Annotated in this window: 15 protein-coding genes; 6 read left to right on the forward strand and 9 right to left on the reverse strand. The window is 71.4% G+C overall.

The genetic code is table 11. The features are described 5' to 3' along the window. Window positions 1-118: 118 nt before the first annotated feature. Window positions 119-997: an HAD-IIB family hydrolase gene (locus tag F4X11_05890; protein ID MYN64547.1), complete on the forward strand. Its 879-nt coding sequence runs from the start codon at window positions 119-121 to the stop codon at window positions 995-997. Between the two features lie 12 nt (window positions 998-1,009). Here the strand turns inward: F4X11_05890 and F4X11_05895 are convergent, their stop codons facing one another. The 6 genes from F4X11_05895 to truA all read right to left on the reverse strand — a co-directional run bounded on the left by F4X11_05895 (window position 1,010) and on the right by truA (window position 7,363). Continuing rightward, window positions 1,010-2,371, reverse strand: a complete 1,362-nt coding sequence (locus F4X11_05895; protein MYN64548.1) for an MATE family efflux transporter — start codon at window positions 2,369-2,371, stop codon at window positions 1,010-1,012. 105 nt (window positions 2,372-2,476) lie between these two features. Then, window positions 2,477-3,796 (reverse strand): RIP metalloprotease RseP, encoded by a 1,320-nt coding sequence (rseP, locus tag F4X11_05900; protein ID MYN64549.1) that lies wholly within the window; start codon window positions 3,794-3,796, stop codon window positions 2,477-2,479. A 36-nt stretch (window positions 3,797-3,832) separates the two neighbouring features. Then, window positions 3,833-4,996: a 1-deoxy-D-xylulose-5-phosphate reductoisomerase gene (locus F4X11_05905; protein ID MYN64550.1), complete on the reverse strand. Its 1,164-nt coding sequence runs from the start codon at window positions 4,994-4,996 to the stop codon at window positions 3,833-3,835. Next, a complete protein-coding gene (locus F4X11_05910; protein MYN64551.1) occupies window positions 4,993-5,916 on the reverse strand; it encodes a phosphatidate cytidylyltransferase in 924 nt (307 codons plus the stop codon). The genes F4X11_05905 and F4X11_05910 overlap by 4 nt, the downstream gene beginning before the upstream one ends. After that, window positions 5,784-6,578, reverse strand: coding sequence for an isoprenyl transferase (locus F4X11_05915; GenBank protein ID MYN64552.1), 795 nt, complete (start codon window positions 6,576-6,578; stop codon window positions 5,784-5,786). Before F4X11_05915 ends, F4X11_05910 begins: the two co-directional genes overlap by 133 nt. Window positions 6,579-6,595: 17 nt before the next feature. Next, window positions 6,596-7,363 (reverse strand): tRNA pseudouridine(38-40) synthase TruA, encoded by a 768-nt coding sequence (gene truA / locus F4X11_05920; GenBank protein MYN64553.1) that lies wholly within the window; start codon window positions 7,361-7,363, stop codon window positions 6,596-6,598. On the opposite strand from truA, the gene F4X11_05925 reads away from it, so the two are divergent. Together F4X11_05925 and F4X11_05930 are read left to right on the forward strand one after the other, a co-directional pair. Further along, window positions 7,353-8,288, forward strand: coding sequence for a glycosyltransferase family 2 protein (locus tag F4X11_05925; protein ID MYN64554.1), 936 nt, complete (start codon window positions 7,353-7,355; stop codon window positions 8,286-8,288). The genes truA and F4X11_05925 overlap by 11 nt on opposite strands. After that, on the forward strand, window positions 8,111-9,445 hold the full coding sequence (locus F4X11_05930) for a glycosyltransferase (GenBank protein MYN64555.1): 1,335 nt from the start codon (window positions 8,111-8,113) through the stop codon (window positions 9,443-9,445). Before F4X11_05925 ends, F4X11_05930 begins: the two co-directional genes overlap by 178 nt. Window positions 9,446-9,503: 58 nt before the next feature. Here the strand turns inward: F4X11_05930 and F4X11_05935 are convergent, their stop codons facing one another. Genes F4X11_05935 through pyrR form a run of 3 tightly spaced genes read right to left on the reverse strand, consistent with a single transcriptional unit; the run spans window position 9,504 to window position 12,402 of the window. Beyond that, on the reverse strand, window positions 9,504-10,826 hold the full coding sequence (locus F4X11_05935) for a dihydroorotase (protein ID MYN64556.1): 1,323 nt from the start codon (window positions 10,824-10,826) through the stop codon (window positions 9,504-9,506). Window positions 10,827-10,828: 2 nt separating this feature from the next. Continuing rightward, on the reverse strand, window positions 10,829-11,824 hold the full coding sequence (locus tag F4X11_05940) for an aspartate carbamoyltransferase catalytic subunit (GenBank protein MYN64557.1): 996 nt from the start codon (window positions 11,822-11,824) through the stop codon (window positions 10,829-10,831). Continuing rightward, a complete protein-coding gene (pyrR, locus tag F4X11_05945) occupies window positions 11,821-12,402 on the reverse strand; it encodes a bifunctional pyr operon transcriptional regulator/uracil phosphoribosyltransferase PyrR (protein ID MYN64558.1) in 582 nt (193 codons plus the stop codon). Before pyrR ends, F4X11_05940 begins: the two co-directional genes overlap by 4 nt. Window positions 12,403-12,610: 208 nt before the next feature. Here pyrR and F4X11_05950 point away from each other — a divergent pair, with 208 nt between their 5' ends. From F4X11_05950 to F4X11_05960, 3 genes are read left to right on the forward strand one after another with little or no spacing between them, the layout of a single operon-like run. Next, complete coding sequence (locus tag F4X11_05950; protein MYN64559.1) at window positions 12,611-13,426, forward strand: dihydroorotate dehydrogenase electron transfer subunit; 816 nt, start codon at window positions 12,611-12,613, stop codon at window positions 13,424-13,426. Beyond that, a complete protein-coding gene (locus F4X11_05955; protein ID MYN64560.1) occupies window positions 13,303-14,355 on the forward strand; it encodes a dihydroorotate dehydrogenase in 1,053 nt (350 codons plus the stop codon). The genes F4X11_05950 and F4X11_05955 overlap by 124 nt, the downstream gene beginning before the upstream one ends. Before the next feature lie 11 nt (window positions 14,356-14,366). Then, on the forward strand, window positions 14,367-14,621 hold the full coding sequence (locus F4X11_05960; protein MYN64561.1) for a glutaredoxin family protein: 255 nt from the start codon (window positions 14,367-14,369) through the stop codon (window positions 14,619-14,621). The last annotated feature ends 33 nt before the right edge of the window (window positions 14,622-14,654 follow it).

Consider the following 14,654-nt stretch of genomic DNA (forward strand, 5'->3'; position numbering starts at 1 on the left):
GTAGGCGAGGCTTGTCGGGCCAGCTGCACCGGCCGCCTGGCCTCGCTCCCGGCCCGGGGGGCGATGCAGTCCCGTCGCCACCCCGCGGACCGCGACCGCAATCCGACCACCACGTTCCATGCCGCCCGCCAGCCCCATCCGCCTCATCGCCATCGACATCGACGGCACGCTGCTCGACGGCCGCGGCGCGTTGCCGCCGCGCAACCGCCGGGCCGTCCACCGGGCCATCGAACAGGGGATCCGGGTCGTGCTGGTGACCGGCCGCGCCTTCCATCACGCGCGGCCGATCGCCGAGGCGCTCGCACCGGAGCATGCGCCGGACGCGCTTGCCCTCATCGTCAGCAACGGCGCGTTGACCAAGCGGGCGGACGGAACCACCGTGGACAGCCGCCTCGTGCCGCGCGACACCGCGCGCGCCATCGTCGAGGCGATGCGCCCGCGCCATCGCGGGGTCGCGATCCTCTTCGACCGGCCCGACGCGCGGCAGTACGTCTACGAGCGCATCGACTGGAGCCATCCCCAGCGGCACTGGTACTACGAACGAAACCGCACGTTCATGACCCGCGTCGAACCGATCGAGGCGGCGCTCACCGAAGATCCGATCCAGGTGGCGTTCACCGGCGGCGTGGAGCAGATGCGGGCGCTGTCCGCCGAGGTGCGTGGCCTGCCGCAGGCGCCGGAGGTCACCGTCACCCTGACGGAGTATGCGGAGCGCGACTTCTCCCTGCTCGACCTGATCGCCGGAGGCTGGTCCAAGGGCGCGGCGCTGCGGGAGCATGCCCGCCGCCTCGAGCTCGACCGCACCGCGGTCATGGCGGTGGGCGACAATCTGAACGACCGCGAGATGCTCGAGTTCGCGGGCCGGCCCGTGGTGATGGGCAACGCGGTGGAGCCGCTCAAGCGTCTCGGCTGGGAGATCACGGCGACCCACGACGAATGCGGTCTTGCGGCCGCCATCGACGCGGTCGTCGGTCGGGAGTCCGCGGCGCTCCGTTGACCCGACCCGGCTTCAGGGCGCCGGCTCGCCCGCGAGCGCCCCGGTCAGCGCCCGCTCCCGAACCCACCAGATCGCTGTCACGAGGCTGCCGACCAGCAGCAGGCCGGCCGAGACCCCGATCCAGAGCCCGAGGACGCCCCAGCCGACGACGAAGCAGAGCAGATAGCCGACGGGCAGCCCGACCCCCCAGTGGCCGGCCAGGTTCAGGAGCATCGGGGTCCGCGTGTCGCCGAGGCCCCGGAGCGCCCCGGTGGCCACGCCCTGCAGCCCGTCGAAGATCTGGAACAGCGCCGCGACAAGAATCAGGCTCAGGCCCACCTCGACAACCCCGGCGTCGACGGTGAACAGCCCCAGAATGGCGCGGGGGACGAGGAGGAACATCGCGGCGGCCGACGCCATGAATGCGGTCCCGACCGCGATCGCGGTCCAGCCGGCGCCGGACGCTCCCGCTGCGTCCCGCCGGCCCACCGCGTGCCCGACACGGACGGCGCCGGCCGCCGAGATCCCGAGCGGCACCATGTAGGTCAGCCCGGCCAGGTTGATGACGATCTGGTGCGCGGCCAGCGTCGCCGGCTCGAGCCGCGCGGCCAGCATGGTCACTGCCGCGAACGCACCGTACTCGAGCATCGCCTGCGTCGCCGCGGGCCAGCCGAGGCCCAGGAGGCGCCGGAGGCCGGCGATCCGCACCCCGGCGGCCAGCGTCCAGGGCCGCACGCCCCGACGGGAGACGGCGACGGCGAGAACGACCACCATGTAGGCGCGGGAGATGCACGTGGCCCAGCCCGCGCCGTCGACGCCCAGGGCCGGAGCGCCCAGGTTGCCGAAGATCAGGGCCCAGTTGGCGGCGGCGTTGACGACGTTGGCGGTGACCAGCGCGATCATGATCGGCCGGACCATCGACACCGCCTGCAGGTAGCGCCGGAACGCCGCGTACAGCAGCAGCAGCGGCAGGCTCCAGGCGACGATGCCGAAATAGGGACGCACCAGCGCCAGAACGGCCGGATCGAAGCCCCACACGTCGAGGCGGCTCCCGGCGATCCAGGCGAGCAGGCCGAGCGGCGCGGTCAGGACCAGCGCCAGGACGACCCCGTGCCGCAGCCAGCCGTCACAAGCCGCGTGGTCCCGGGCGCCGAACGCCTGCGACACGAGCGTGTCGAGGCCGAGCAGCAGTCCCATGCCGAAGACGCTGAGGGCCAGGAACAGTGCGCTGCCGACGCCGACCGCGCCGATGGCCTCCGGGCCGAGCCGGCCGACCATGGCGATGTCGACGATCTGCATCGACACCCAGCCGACCTCGGCGATGACGACCGGGGCCGCGAGCGACACGGTCGGGCGGATCTCGCGGCGGAGTGCGGCAAACAGGGACATCGGCATCAGGTACAGGGAGGCGCGGGCAGTCGGCGGGCGCCACGGCGCAGGCGCATCGGCCGCTTCCGCCTCTGTCGAACGACCGGCGATTGGGTTGCGAGCGGAGTCGCGCTAGCGCCAGGGCATCAGCCCTTCGATCCACTGGATGCGCGTCAGGTCGTTGTAGATCACCGTGACCATCAACATCATCAGGACCACGAAGCCGGCCAGCAGCATGCGCTCCTTGACACGCATGCTGAAATCGCGCCGCGCCACGCTCTCCATGCCCATGATGAAGATGTGGCCGCCGTCGAGGACCGGGATCGGCAGCAGGTTCAGTATGCCGAGGTTGAGCGAGATCATCGCCATGAGGCTGAAGAGCTGCACCCAACCCACCTGGGCGGCGCTGCCGGACAGTTGGGCGATGCCGACCGGACCGACGAGCTGCCGCGGCGAGGTCTCCGCGGTCAGCAGCCCCCAGAGGGTCTGGAAGATCAACCCGGACCACTCGTAGTTCCGCTCCAGACTCATGCCGAACGCCTCGATGAAGCCCGGCTCGACGATCCGCGTCTCGAACGGCCCGACCGTCATCCCGGTCAGTCCGATGTCGCCGCGCAGCGCGGGCGTGACACGGACCTCGAGCGGCTCGCCGGCGCGGCGAACGGTGAGGGTCAGCGGCACGTCGGGGCTGGCGTTGATACGCGCGATCAGCTCGGCATGGTCGACGCTCTCGCCGTCCACCGCCTCGATGACGTCGCGCGCCCGGAGCCCGGCCCGGTCCGCCGGCTCGTTCGGCATGACCTGCACGACCTGCGGGTGCACCGCCGGCCCGATGCCGAGATCGCCCATCTCGAAGCTCGTCTGGGCGTCCGGGGTCACCTGCAGGGTCCGTTCCCGCCCCTCCACACCGCGCACCACGATGGGGATCTCGCGCTCCGCGCGGGGCAGAACCTCCATGAACAGCGCGTTCCAGGTCTCGACGGCGCGGCCCGCGACGCTCACGATCCGCTCGCCGGGGGCGATGCCGGCGCGCGCGGCGGGAGAATCCTCCATCACGCGCCCGACGACGGGCGGCTCCTCCTCGTACGCGGGCTCCTCGGCTCCCTGATAGAGCACGAGCCACATGACGAGCACGGCGAGGACGAGATTCATCGCCGGCCCCATGATGAGCACCAGGAAGCGCTCCCACTTGGTCTTCGACATGAACTCGTCGGGGGCGCCGCTGCGATTCTCCTCCCCGTGCTCGCCGGCCATCTTCACGTAGCCGCCGAGTGGTATCGCGCTGACGCAGTACTCGGTGTCTCCGCGCGTGGCCTTGAGAATCTTCGGCCCGAACCCGAGCGAGAACGTCAGGACCCGGACACCGAGGCGGCGGGCCATCAGAAAGTGCCCCAGCTCGTGCACGAAGACGAGCACGCCGAGAACGAAAAGGAAGGCAAGCAGGGTGGTCAAGGTTCGGTCACCCGATCTGTACGAGTTTCTTCGATTCTACCCGCCAGCGACCGACGACGAAAAGCTGCGCGCCCAGGCGTCCACCTCGCGAACCTCGGCCAACGCGGCCGGCTCGGCCGGCGCGCGCCCCGCCGCGGCGTCGAGAGTGGTCTCGATCACGCGCGGAATGGCGGTGAACGGGAGCCGGCGCTCCAGGAACGCCGCCACCGCCACCTCGTTCGCCGCGTTGAGAACGGCGGGAAGCGACGTCCCGGCGCGCAGCGCGTGGTAGGCCAGCCCGAGACACGGAAAGCGGTCGGTGTCGGGAGGCTGGAAGTCGAGCGGTCCGCAAGCGGCCAGATCGAGCGCCGGCAGCGGCGCAGGCCAGCGCTCCGGGTGGGAAAAAGCGTACTGGATGGGCAGACGCATGTCGGTGACGCCGAGCTGCGCGATCACCGATCCGTCACGGAGTTCCACCAGCGAATGCACGACCGACTGCGGATGGACCACCACGTCGATGCGATCGGGCGGCGCGTCGAAGAGCCAGCGAGCCTCGATCACCTCGAGCCCCTTGTTCATCAGCGTCGCGGAATCGATAGTGATCTTCGGTCCCATCGACCACGTCGGATGGCGCAGGGCGTCCTCCGGCGTCACCGCCGCCAGCTCCGCGGCGGACCGCCCGCGGAACGGACCGCCCGACGCGGTCAGGATGTAGCGGAGCACATCGTTCGGCGCGCGCCCGTCGACGCACTGGTGGATGGCGTTGTGCTCGCTGTCGACCGGGAGAATCGCCACGCCCCGGCGCCGGGCCGCCTCGACCATGAGCCGGCCGGCCATCACCAGCACTTCCTTGTTGGCCAGCGCCACCGTCTTGCCCGCCTCGATGGCGGCCAGCGTGGCGCCGAGCGCCGCCGTCCCGGCCGAGGCACAGAGCACGAGATCCGCACGCGGATGCGTGGCCACCCGCACGAGCCCGTCCTCGCCGCTTCCGGCGTCGGCGGCGGCGGGCAGCGCTCCGGACACCCGTAGCCGATCCAGCGCCTCGTCGTCCGCCAGGGCCACCACGGCAGGCCGCAGGTCGGCGACCTGTTCGGCGAACCGCTCGACGTTGCGCCCGGCCGCAAGGCCGACGACCTCCAGGCGCTCGGGATGCGCGGCCACCACCGAGAGCGCGCTCCGGCCGATGGAGCCGGTCGAGCCGAGAATGGCGATCCGCTTCACGGCAGGCGCCCCCCGGCGAACGTCACCACGGTGTAGTAGACCGGCGCGGCGAACAGCAGCGCGTCTATCCGGTCGAGCACCCCGCCGTGCCCCGGAATGAGAGCCGAGGAGTCCTTGACCCCGGACGAGCGCTTCAGGTGCGACTCGAACAGATCGCCGGCCATGCCCGCCGCCCCGAGCGTCATGCCGAGGACGACGCGGGCGGGAGCATCCAGGCCGGGCAACCACCACGCCCCGGCGCAGGCAACCGTCAGCGCGGCCGCGACGAAGCCGCACACCGCTCCCTCGACCGTCTTGCCGGGGCTCACCGCGGGCGCGAGCCGTCTGCTTCCGAACCGGCGCCCTCCGTAGTACTGCAATGTGTCGCTCGCGACGATCGTCGCAATCAACAACAGCACGACTTCGCGGCCCGCGTCCACCAGGAGCGCCGCGATTGCGCCGACGGGCAGCCCCAAGTAGAGCAGGGGGAAGGCCGCGGCCCCGGCGGCGGCCAGCGCACCTTCGCGGCGGGTCTCGGCGAGCACCGCCACCGCGATCAGCAGCCCGCCGGCCATTGCGACCACCACGAGCGCGCCGGGAGCCAGGACGACCGCCCCCGCAGTCGCCAGCGTCGCCACGCCGCTGGGGACCGTGGGGAACGACGTCCCCGCGGATCGCGCCAAGCCGACGTACTCCACGAACGCCAGCAGCAGCACGCAGCCGGCCAGCACGACCGCGGCGGCCGGCGGAAGGAACCAGATACCGCCCACGAAGAGAGCGCCAAGCGCGACGCCGCTGAGGACTCTGGTCACGCTTGGCGGCCGACGACCGCCGGCTCCTGCTCGATGCCGCCGTAGCGGCGCTCGCGCTTCTGGTAGGCGACCACCGCTTCCAGGAGGTGCCGGGCGCGGAAGTCGGGCCAGTAGGTGTCGGTCACCCAGATCTCCGAGTAGGCAATCTGCCAGAGCAGGAAGTTGCTGATGCGCATCTCTCCGCTGGTCCGGATCAGCAGGTCGGGGTCCGGCTGGCCTGCCGTGTACAGCAGTCCCGCGAATCGTGCTTCGTCCAGGTCGTGCGGCTCGACACCGGCCTGCAGAGCGCGACGGACCGCCGCGACGATCTCGGCCCGGCCGCCGTAATTGAGCGCGATGTTGAAGACCATGCCGGCGTTGCCGCCGGTCCGCTCCTGCGCGGCATCGAGCTCCACCCGCACGTCCGGCGCGAGCTCCGTTTCGCTGCCGATGACCTTGAGCCGGATGTCGTTGGCCATGAGGGTGGCGATCTCCAGCCGCAGATAGCGCTTGAGGAGCCCCATCAGGCCCCGCACCTCCGCGGGCGGACGCTTCCAGTTGTCCACCGAGAAGGCGTAGAGGGTAAGGACCTCGATGCCGAGCCGCGCGGACAACTCCACCGTTTCACGCACCGAATCGATGCCGGCGCGATGCCCTTCGACGCGCGGGAGGCGCCGGCGGGCGGCCCAGCGTCCGTTCCCGTCCATGATGACCGCGATGTGCGCCGGCAGGCGCTCGAAATCCACCTGCCGCGCGAGACGGGCCTCGACGGATCCGGCCGGCGCCCACGCCAGTACGTCGTGCAGGCCCATTCTGTTCCTATGATAAATCAGTAGTCGACGGCGACCAGGAACAGTCCGTGCGGCGGCGCCGTCGGCCCCGCGCGCTCCCGCGACCGCGACGCCAGGATCGCTCGGACCTGGGTCGCCGGGACGCGGCCGGATCCGACCGCGACGAGGGTGCCGACCATGATCCGCACCATGTGCCTGAGGAAGCCGTCTCCGACGACGTCTATCGTCAGTCCCGGCTTCCCGGCCGGCGACGGCGCGCCGAGAACGATGTTCGCGGGCTCGACGGACACGGACCGTACGGTCCGTACCGACGATGCCACCTCCGTCCCCACGGCCTGGAACGCCGCGAAGTCGTGACGCCCTCCGAACGCCGCCGCGGCGGCGCGCATGGCCTCGACGTCGAGCGCGGGCCGGACGTGCCAGGCATAGCGCCGGCCGAACGGGCTCGCGACGGCCCCGGAGACCAGGTTGTACCGGTAGGTCTTGCGGCGCGCCGCGTAGCGCGCGTGGAAGCCGGCGGACGCCGCCTCGGCCGCGAGCACGCGGATGTCGGGCGGCAGCTTCGCGTTGACCGCCCGGACGAGGGCGGGCGTCTCGATGGCGTGCGCAAGCTGCACGCCGGCCACCTGTCCGAGCGCGTGTACGCCGGCGTCGGTACGTCCCGCACCGACGGCGACCACCGCCCGCCCCTCGATCTCCGCGAGCGCCCGCTCCACCTCGCCCTGTATGGAGCGTCCCCGCGCCTGGCGCTGCCAGCCCACGTAGTCGGTCCCGTCGTAGGCGAGAGTGAGCTTGATGGTGCGCATCGCTGGCGCGCGAGCAAGTATACAGAGGCGCTTTGATAGCGCCGCCGAACCCGTCGCGAGCTCCGTGTTCGGCCCCAGCCCCACCGCCCCAGGAATCTGCACCGCGCAACGCACTGCGTTGCGTTCTGCGGCGCAGGCTCCTAGACTCGGGCCTGTTCCCATGCCCCGCCTCTCGGTGGTCGTGATCACGAGAAACGAAGCCGGCAACATTCGCGCCGCGCTCCGATCGGTCCGCTGGGCCGACGAGCTGGTCGTGGTCGATTCCGGGAGCACCGACGACACCATGCGCATCGCGCGCGAGATCGCGGACCGCGTCACCACGCGCGAGTGGGCCGGCTACGGCGCACAGAAGAACCATGCGACGGGGCTTGCGGCGCACGACTGGGTGCTGTCGCTCGACGCCGACGAACGCGTCTCGCCTTCTCTCGCGCACGAGATTCAGGCGCTGCTGCGCCACGAGCCGGCTGCGCGCGGGTACCGCATTCCGCGCGTGACGCGCTATCTCGGCCGTTGGATCCGTTCCACCGACTGGCACCCCGACCTCCCGTTGCGCCTCTACGACCGCCGCAACGCCCGCTGGAACGAACGGCTGGTGCACGAGTCGGTCGCGGTCGACGGTCCCGTGGACCGGTTGCAGGGAGAGCTGGAGCACCACGCGTACCGCGACGTCTCCCACCACCTGCAGACCATCGACCGCTACACCACGCTCGCGGCCCGCCAGATGCACCGCGACGGGCGCCGCGCCGGATGGGTGGATGTGGCCGCCCGCCCCCTCGCGGCGTTCCTGCGCAACTACGTCGTCCGGCGCGGCGTGCGCGATGGCATGCACGGATTGATCATCTCCATGCTGAACGCCGGCTACGTCTTCCTCAAGTTCGTGAAACTGTGGGAGCGCCAACGCGGCGGCGGGAGCGACCGCGACTGACCGCGGTGAGCCGGAACGCCTCAGCGATGTTCTCTCTGCATGTCGACACGGCCCGCACGTGGCGCGGCGGGCAGCACCAGGCGCTGCTGACGGTGCGCGGCCTGCGCCGGCGAGGCGAGCGCGCCGCCCTGGCCGCCCAACCGCGGGGCGAGTTGTTCCGGCGCGCGGCGGAGGGCGGCGACCTGCACGCACTCGCGCCGCGCGGGGATCTGGACCTGCGCGCCGCCTGGAGACTCTCCCGCCTGGTCCGCGACCTCGCGCCGGACGTGATCCATGCCCACGACGCCCACGCGATCGCCATGGCGGCACTCGCCCGGACGCTGGCGGGACGGCGCGCGGCGCCGCCCCTGATCGCCTCCCGCCGCGTCGACTTCCACGTCCGCGGCAACGCCTTCTCCCGCTGGAAGTACCGCCAGGTGGACCGCTTCATCTGCGCGTCGTCCGCCATCCGGGACATGCTGGCCGCCGACGGCGTGCCGGCGGCGCGGACCACCGTGGTGCACGAGGGAATCGACATCGACCGGATCGAACGGGCGCCACGCCTCGATCTCCACCGCGAGTTCGATCTGCCTCCGGGCTGCCCGGTCGCGGGCAACGTCGCCGCGCTCGTGCCGCACAAGGGCCAGCGCCATCTGGTCGACGCCGCGGCGCAGCTCGTTCGCGAGATCCCCGACGCACGGGTCCTGATCGTCGGCGCCGGGGAGCTCGCGGGCGCGCTCGCGCGTCAGATCCGGCGCCTGCGCCTGGAAGGCCGCGTGATTCTCACCGGGTTCCGATCCGACGTGCCGTCCGTGCTGAAGGGACTCGATCTCTTCGTCATGAGCTCGATCACCGAAGGGCTCGGCACTTCCGTCCTGGACGCGATGGCGGCCGGGCTGGCCGTGGTCGGCACCCGCGCCGGAGGCATCCCCGAGAGTGTCGTGGAGGGGGAAACGGGACTGCTCGCGCCGCCGGGCGACGCCCCCGCGATGGCGCGGGCCATGGCCTGCCTGCTGCGCAACACCGTCGAGCGGAGGGCATTCGGCGCCGCGGGGCGCCGGCGCGCCCGTGCCGCCTTCAGCGCGGAGCGGATGGTCGGCGAGACCGCGGCGGTCTACGCCGCGGTGGCGGGAACCGGCCCGGCGGCGAACCGTGCCGACCCACCGGGTACGCCGTGAATCCAGGGCACGGGAAGAACGTCGGAGACCGCGCCGCGGACGAGCGGCCCTTCCCGGGTCAGGGCGCCGGCCACGCCAGCGCCGCCGCCTCGGGCACCGTCTCGTTGATGTAGACGACCCGCCCCCCGACGACGGTGGCGGCCACCGCGCCGCGCAACCGCCAGCCGTCGAAGGGCGTGTTGCGCGCCTTCGAGCGGAACCGGTCGGCGGCCACCTCCACCGCGGTGTCCGGCGCGAGGATCGTGATGTCGGCCGCTGCGCCGGGCTTCAGCGTCCCGCCCTCGACTCCCAGGATCCGTGCCGGATTCGGCGCGTAGAGCTCGACGAGACGGCTCATCGACAGCACGCCGCGATGAACGAGGCGATCCAGCGAAAGCGACACCGCCGTCTCCAGACCGATGATGCCGAACGGCGCCCGGTCGAACTCCACCGCCTTCTCGTCGGCGTGGTGGGGCGCGTGGTCGGTGGCGATGGCGTCGATGCTGCCGTCCGCGAGCCCTTCCAGCATCGCATCGCGGTCCGCGGCGGCGCGCAAGGGCGGGTTCATCTTGAAGTTGGTGTCGTAGCGCAGGTCCTCGTCGGTCAGGATGAAATGGTGCGGGGTCACCTCGCACGTCACCGCGATGCCGCGCTCCTTGCCCGAGCGCACCGCGCGCAGCGACTCTCCGGCGCTCATGTGCGCCACGTGGACCGCCCCGCCGGTCAGCCCGCTCAGGCTGACGTCCCGCTCGACCATGATCGATTCGGTCTCTCCGGGCTGGCCGCGCAGACCGAGGGCGGACGCGCGATGACCTTCGTGCACGACGCAGCCGGCCGCCAGCGAAGGCTCCTCGCAGTGGTTGATGACCGGCATCCCGAACATCGACACGTACTCGAGCGCCCGCCGCATGAGAAGCGCGTCGGCAACCGGATGACCATCGTCGGAGATGCCCACGCAGCCGGCCTCGCGGAGAGCCCGGATCTCGGTCATCCGCTCCCCCTGCGAGCCCACCGACACCGCGCCGATCGGATAGACCCTGGCGAGCCCGGCGTCGGCCGCCTTGCGGACGATCTCCTCGGTGACGCCGACATGGTCGTTGACCGGATCGGTGTTCGGCATGCAGGCCGCCGCCGCGAACCCCCCCGCCACGGCGGCGGCAACGCCGCTCGCGATCGACTCCTTGTGCTCCTGCCCCGGCTCCCGGAAGTGGACGTGCATGTCGATGAAGCCGGGACAGACGACGAACCCGGCCGGCACCTCCACCGGCGCCGCGCCGTCGAGCGGGAGGTCGGCGCCGACCGCCGCCACCCGTCCCCCCTCGTCGATGCGGACATCCACCACACCGTTGATTCCCTGCACGGGGTCGACGACCTGCCCGCCCTTGAGAACGACCGCCTGCATCGTCATTCCGCTCCTTCGTCCGCATCGGATCCGGCCAGCAGATAGAGCACCGCCATCCGCACCGCGACGCCGTTCGCCACCTGCTCGAGGATGACCGACACCGGACCGTCCGCCACGTCGGAGGCGATCTCGACGCCGCGGTTCATCGGCCCCGGATGCATCACGATGACGTCGGGCCTGGCGCGCTGGAGCCGTTCCGCCGTCAGCCCGAAGGTGGTGAAGTACTCGCGGCGCGAAGGGAAGAAGTGGCCCTGCATCCGTTCCGCCTGCACGCGCAGCAACATCACCACGTCCGCATCCTCCAGCGCCCGGTCGAGCGACGTGGTCGCCCGCACGCCGAAGCCCTCGACACCGGGCAGCATCAGCGTACGCGGGCCGCAGACCCAGACGTCGGCTCCGAGAGCGGACAGCAGCAGCATGTTCGACCGCAGCACCCGACTGTGCAGGAGGTCGCCGACGATGGCGACCTTGAGTCCCTCGAAGCGGGTCTTGTGCTCGCGGATCGTGAATGCGTCGAGCAGCGCCTGGGTAGGATGCTCGTGCATGCCGTCGCCCGCGTTGATGACCCGCGCGTCGCAGGCGCCGGCCAGCAGGTGGCAGGCGCCGGACGCGGCATGCCGCAGGACGACCATGTCCGGCGCCATCGCCTCGAGCGTGCGCGCGGTATCGACCAGCGTCTCCCCTTTCAGCAGGCTGGACGTGCCGCCCGCGATGTTGAGGGTATCGGCGCTGAGACGCTTCTCGGCGATCTCGAAGGACGTGCGCGTCCGCGTGCTCGGCTCCAGGAACAGGTTCACGACGGTGGCGCCCCGCAGCGTCGGCACCTTCTTGATGCGTCGGGCGCCGACCTCCTTCATCGCCTCGGCCGAGTCGAGGATGAGCAGGATCTCCTCCCGACTCAGATCGCCGGCGCTCAGCAGGTGCTTCGACCGCAGTCTCGCCGCCGGCTCCACCTGCCCGCCCGCCACCGGTTCACGCGCGTCGCGAGCGACGTTCATGGCGCGACTTCCCCGGTCCCAGGTGCGTGTCCCTCCTCGTGTTCGCCGATCCCGCCGATCGCCACCTCGTCCACACCGTCCTGCTCGATCAACTTCACCTGCACGCTCTGGCGGGCCGAGGTCGGCACGTTCTTCCCCACGTAGTCGGCCCTGATCGGCAGCTCCCGGTGACCTCTATCGACCATCACCACGAGCTGGATGCTCCGCGGGCGCCCGAAGTCGATGAGCGCGTCGAGAGCGGCGCGCGTCGTACGGCCGGTATACAGCACGTCGTCGACGAGCAGGATGCGCCGATCATCGATGGAGAAGGGAATCTCGGTGCGCCGCAGCACCGGCTGCGGCCCGACCGCGTGCCGCATCAGATCGTCGCGGTACAACGTGATGTCGAGCGCGCCGGTCGGCACCTCGCGGCCGGCTATCTCCAGCAGGGTACGGGCGAGCCGCTGCGCGATCGGGACTCCGCGGCGCCGGATGCCGACGAGAGCGACATCGCCGACGCCCCGGTTGCGCTCCACGATCTCGTGCGCGATGCGCACGAGGGCGCGCTGAATCCCGTCCGCTTCCATCACCAGCGGCATTGGATCGATCTCCGGACGCCGGACGAGCGGCAGGGAACAAGGAAGAACGGGCGCGCGGACTCTGCGGCTGGCACCTCTTTGCGACCTCGCGGGGACGCGCTTAAAGAGTCGGCAGGATCGTAGCCCGGCCGTGCCGGCCGCGCAAGATCGCGCCCCGTCGGCGCGGCATCGCCCGGCCCGGGGCCCGGCCCTCGGGTATACTCCGCCGGTGGCCTCACCGGTCGATGTGGACGCCCGCATAGCGGCCAACCACCGCCTCTCCGACGCGTACAACGTCCTGGAAATCGAAGCGCCGGCCATCGCCCGGCAGACCCGGCCGGGCCAGTTCGTGATGGTCAAGCGGGCACTCGGACGCGAGCCCCTGCTCCGCCGGCCGTTCTCGGTCTTCGAAATCCTGCGCAACGCGCGGGGCGCCGTGACCGGTCTCTCGCTGCTCAGCAAGCAGGTGGGCGCCGTCACGCGCGATCTCTTTCAGGCCGAGCCGGGCGAACGGATCCGCTGCCTCGGACCGCTCGGCACCCCGTTCTCGGTCGTCGGTCCGCCGACGCATGCCTGGATGGTGGCCGGCGGGGTCGGACTCGCGCCGTTCGCAACGCTGGCCGAGGCACTGCATGCGAACGGCGTCGACACGACGCTGTTCTACGGCGGACGGTCGAGCGAAGACCTGTACCGCGTCCCCTTCTTCGAGCGCCTCGGCGTACGAGTCGTCCTGGCCACCGAGGACGGAACGCGCGGCGAGGCAGGCCGGGTGACGGCTCCTCTGCAGCGCGAGCTGGCTGCTGCCGGGGACCGCCCGGTGATGGTGTACGCCTGCGGACCGACCCCGATGATGCGCGCGGTGGCAGGGCTGGCGGCGGGCGCGGGCCGCCCGGTGCAGGTCTCGCTGGAACCGGTCATGGGATGCGGGCTCGGCGGCTGCTACAGTTGCGTGGTGCGGATCCTCGACGGCGCCCGTTTCGTCCGGGCCTGCCTGGAAGGGCCGGTCTTCGAGGGAAACCGGGTCTCGTGGGCCGACCTGACCTGAGCGTCGACATCGCCGGCCTGCGCCTGGCGAATCCACTCATCGCCGCGAGCGGCTGCTTCGGCTACGGCGTCGAGTACGCCGACCTGGTCGATCTGGCGGGGCTGGGCGCCGTCGCGGTCAAGGGACTGTTCCTCGAGGCCCGCGAGGGACACGCGCCGCCCCGCATCGTCGAGACGCCGAGCGGGATGCTCAACGCGATCGGGCTGCAGGGGATCGGCGTGCGGACCTTCGTGGCGGAGAAGCTGCCCGAGTTGAAGGCGCGGCGCGCCGTCGTCATCGTCAACATCTGCGGCTCGACGGTCGACGAGTACGCCGAGGTCGCCCGGATTCTGTCCGACGCGGACGGCGTCGCGGCCATCGAGATCAACATCTCCTGTCCCAACATCGACGAGGGAGGCCATACCTTCGGCTGCAGCCTGACCGGCGTGCGCGACGTCGTGCGCGCGGTGCGCGCGGCGACGACGCTGCCGATCTTTCCCAAGCTGACGCCGAACGTCACCGACGTCGCCGCGATCGCGATCGCCGCCGAGGAGGCCGGCGCCGACGCCGTCTCGCTCGTCAACACCTTTCTCGCGATGGCGATCGACGTGGAGACGCGACGCCCGCGGCTGTCCAACGTCGTCGGCGGCCTGAGCGGTCCGGCCATCCGCCCCATCGCCGTGCGCATGGTGTACGAGTGCCGCGCCGCCGTGCGCATCCCGATCATCGGCATGGGGGGCATCGCCTCCGCGCGCGACGTGCTCGAGTTCCTGATTGCCGGCGCCGACGCGGTGCAGGTGGGCACGGCGAACTTCGAGGATCCCGGTATCTGGCCGAAGCTCCTCGCGGGCGTGACCGACTATCTGGAGCGCCACGGCCACGCCGCAGTCGGCGAGGTCGTCGGCACGGTTGACCTCTCGGCGCGGGAAACCGCGTGGATCAGCTCGTAGGAGAAGGCGCCATGCTGCGGCTCACGCTCTACACACGGCCGGGCTGCCACCTGTGCGACGCCATGAAGAGCGTGGTCGACGCAGTCGCACGGAACGAGCCGGTCGCCCTGCGCCAGATCGACATCACCGGGAACGGCGACCTCGAGCGCCGCTTCGGGGTCGAGATCCCGGTGCTGGAGCACGAAGGGCAAGTGCTCGCGCGCGTCAGGCCGGCCCCCGCCGCCCGCCGCGAGGAGCGACCGTACAACCCCCCCCGCGGCCACTGAATCGAGCGGGCCCCACACCCCAGAGTGCCGACG

Source organism: Acidobacteriota bacterium (assembly GCA_009861545.1).
Lineage (GTDB): Bacteria > Acidobacteriota > Vicinamibacteria > Vicinamibacterales > UBA8438 > WTFV01.

What these genes read in the sequence shown, in the direction of transcription:
- truA (MYN64553.1), bottom strand. Translation starts at nt 7,363, where the DNA reads ATGCGCACCATCAAGCTCACTCTCGCCTACGACGGGACCGACTACGTG.
- F4X11_05935 (MYN64556.1), bottom strand. Translation starts at nt 10,826, where the DNA reads ATGCAGGCGGTCGTTCTCAAGGGCGGGCAGGTCGTCGACCCCGTGCAG.
- F4X11_05955 (MYN64560.1), top strand. Translation starts at nt 13,303, where the DNA reads ATGCGGGCTCGGCGGCTGCTACAGTTGCGTGGTGCGGATCCTCGACGG.
- F4X11_05960 (MYN64561.1), top strand. Translation starts at nt 14,367, where the DNA reads ATGCTGCGGCTCACGCTCTACACACGGCCGGGCTGCCACCTGTGCGAC.
- F4X11_05940 (MYN64557.1), bottom strand. Translation starts at nt 11,824, where the DNA reads ATGAACGTCGCTCGCGACGCGCGTGAACCGGTGGCGGGCGGGCAGGTG.
- F4X11_05915 (MYN64552.1), bottom strand. Translation starts at nt 6,578, where the DNA reads ATGGGCCTGCACGACGTACTGGCGTGGGCGCCGGCCGGATCCGTCGAG.
- F4X11_05925 (MYN64554.1), top strand. Translation starts at nt 7,353, where the DNA reads ATGGTGCGCATCGCTGGCGCGCGAGCAAGTATACAGAGGCGCTTTGAT.
- F4X11_05930 (MYN64555.1), top strand. Translation starts at nt 8,111, where the DNA reads ATGGGTGGATGTGGCCGCCCGCCCCCTCGCGGCGTTCCTGCGCAACTA.
- pyrR (MYN64558.1), bottom strand. Translation starts at nt 12,402, where the DNA reads ATGCCGCTGGTGATGGAAGCGGACGGGATTCAGCGCGCCCTCGTGCGC.
- F4X11_05895 (MYN64548.1), bottom strand. Translation starts at nt 2,371, where the DNA reads ATGCCGATGTCCCTGTTTGCCGCACTCCGCCGCGAGATCCGCCCGACC.
- F4X11_05890 (MYN64547.1), top strand. Translation starts at nt 119, where the DNA reads ATGCCGCCCGCCAGCCCCATCCGCCTCATCGCCATCGACATCGACGGC.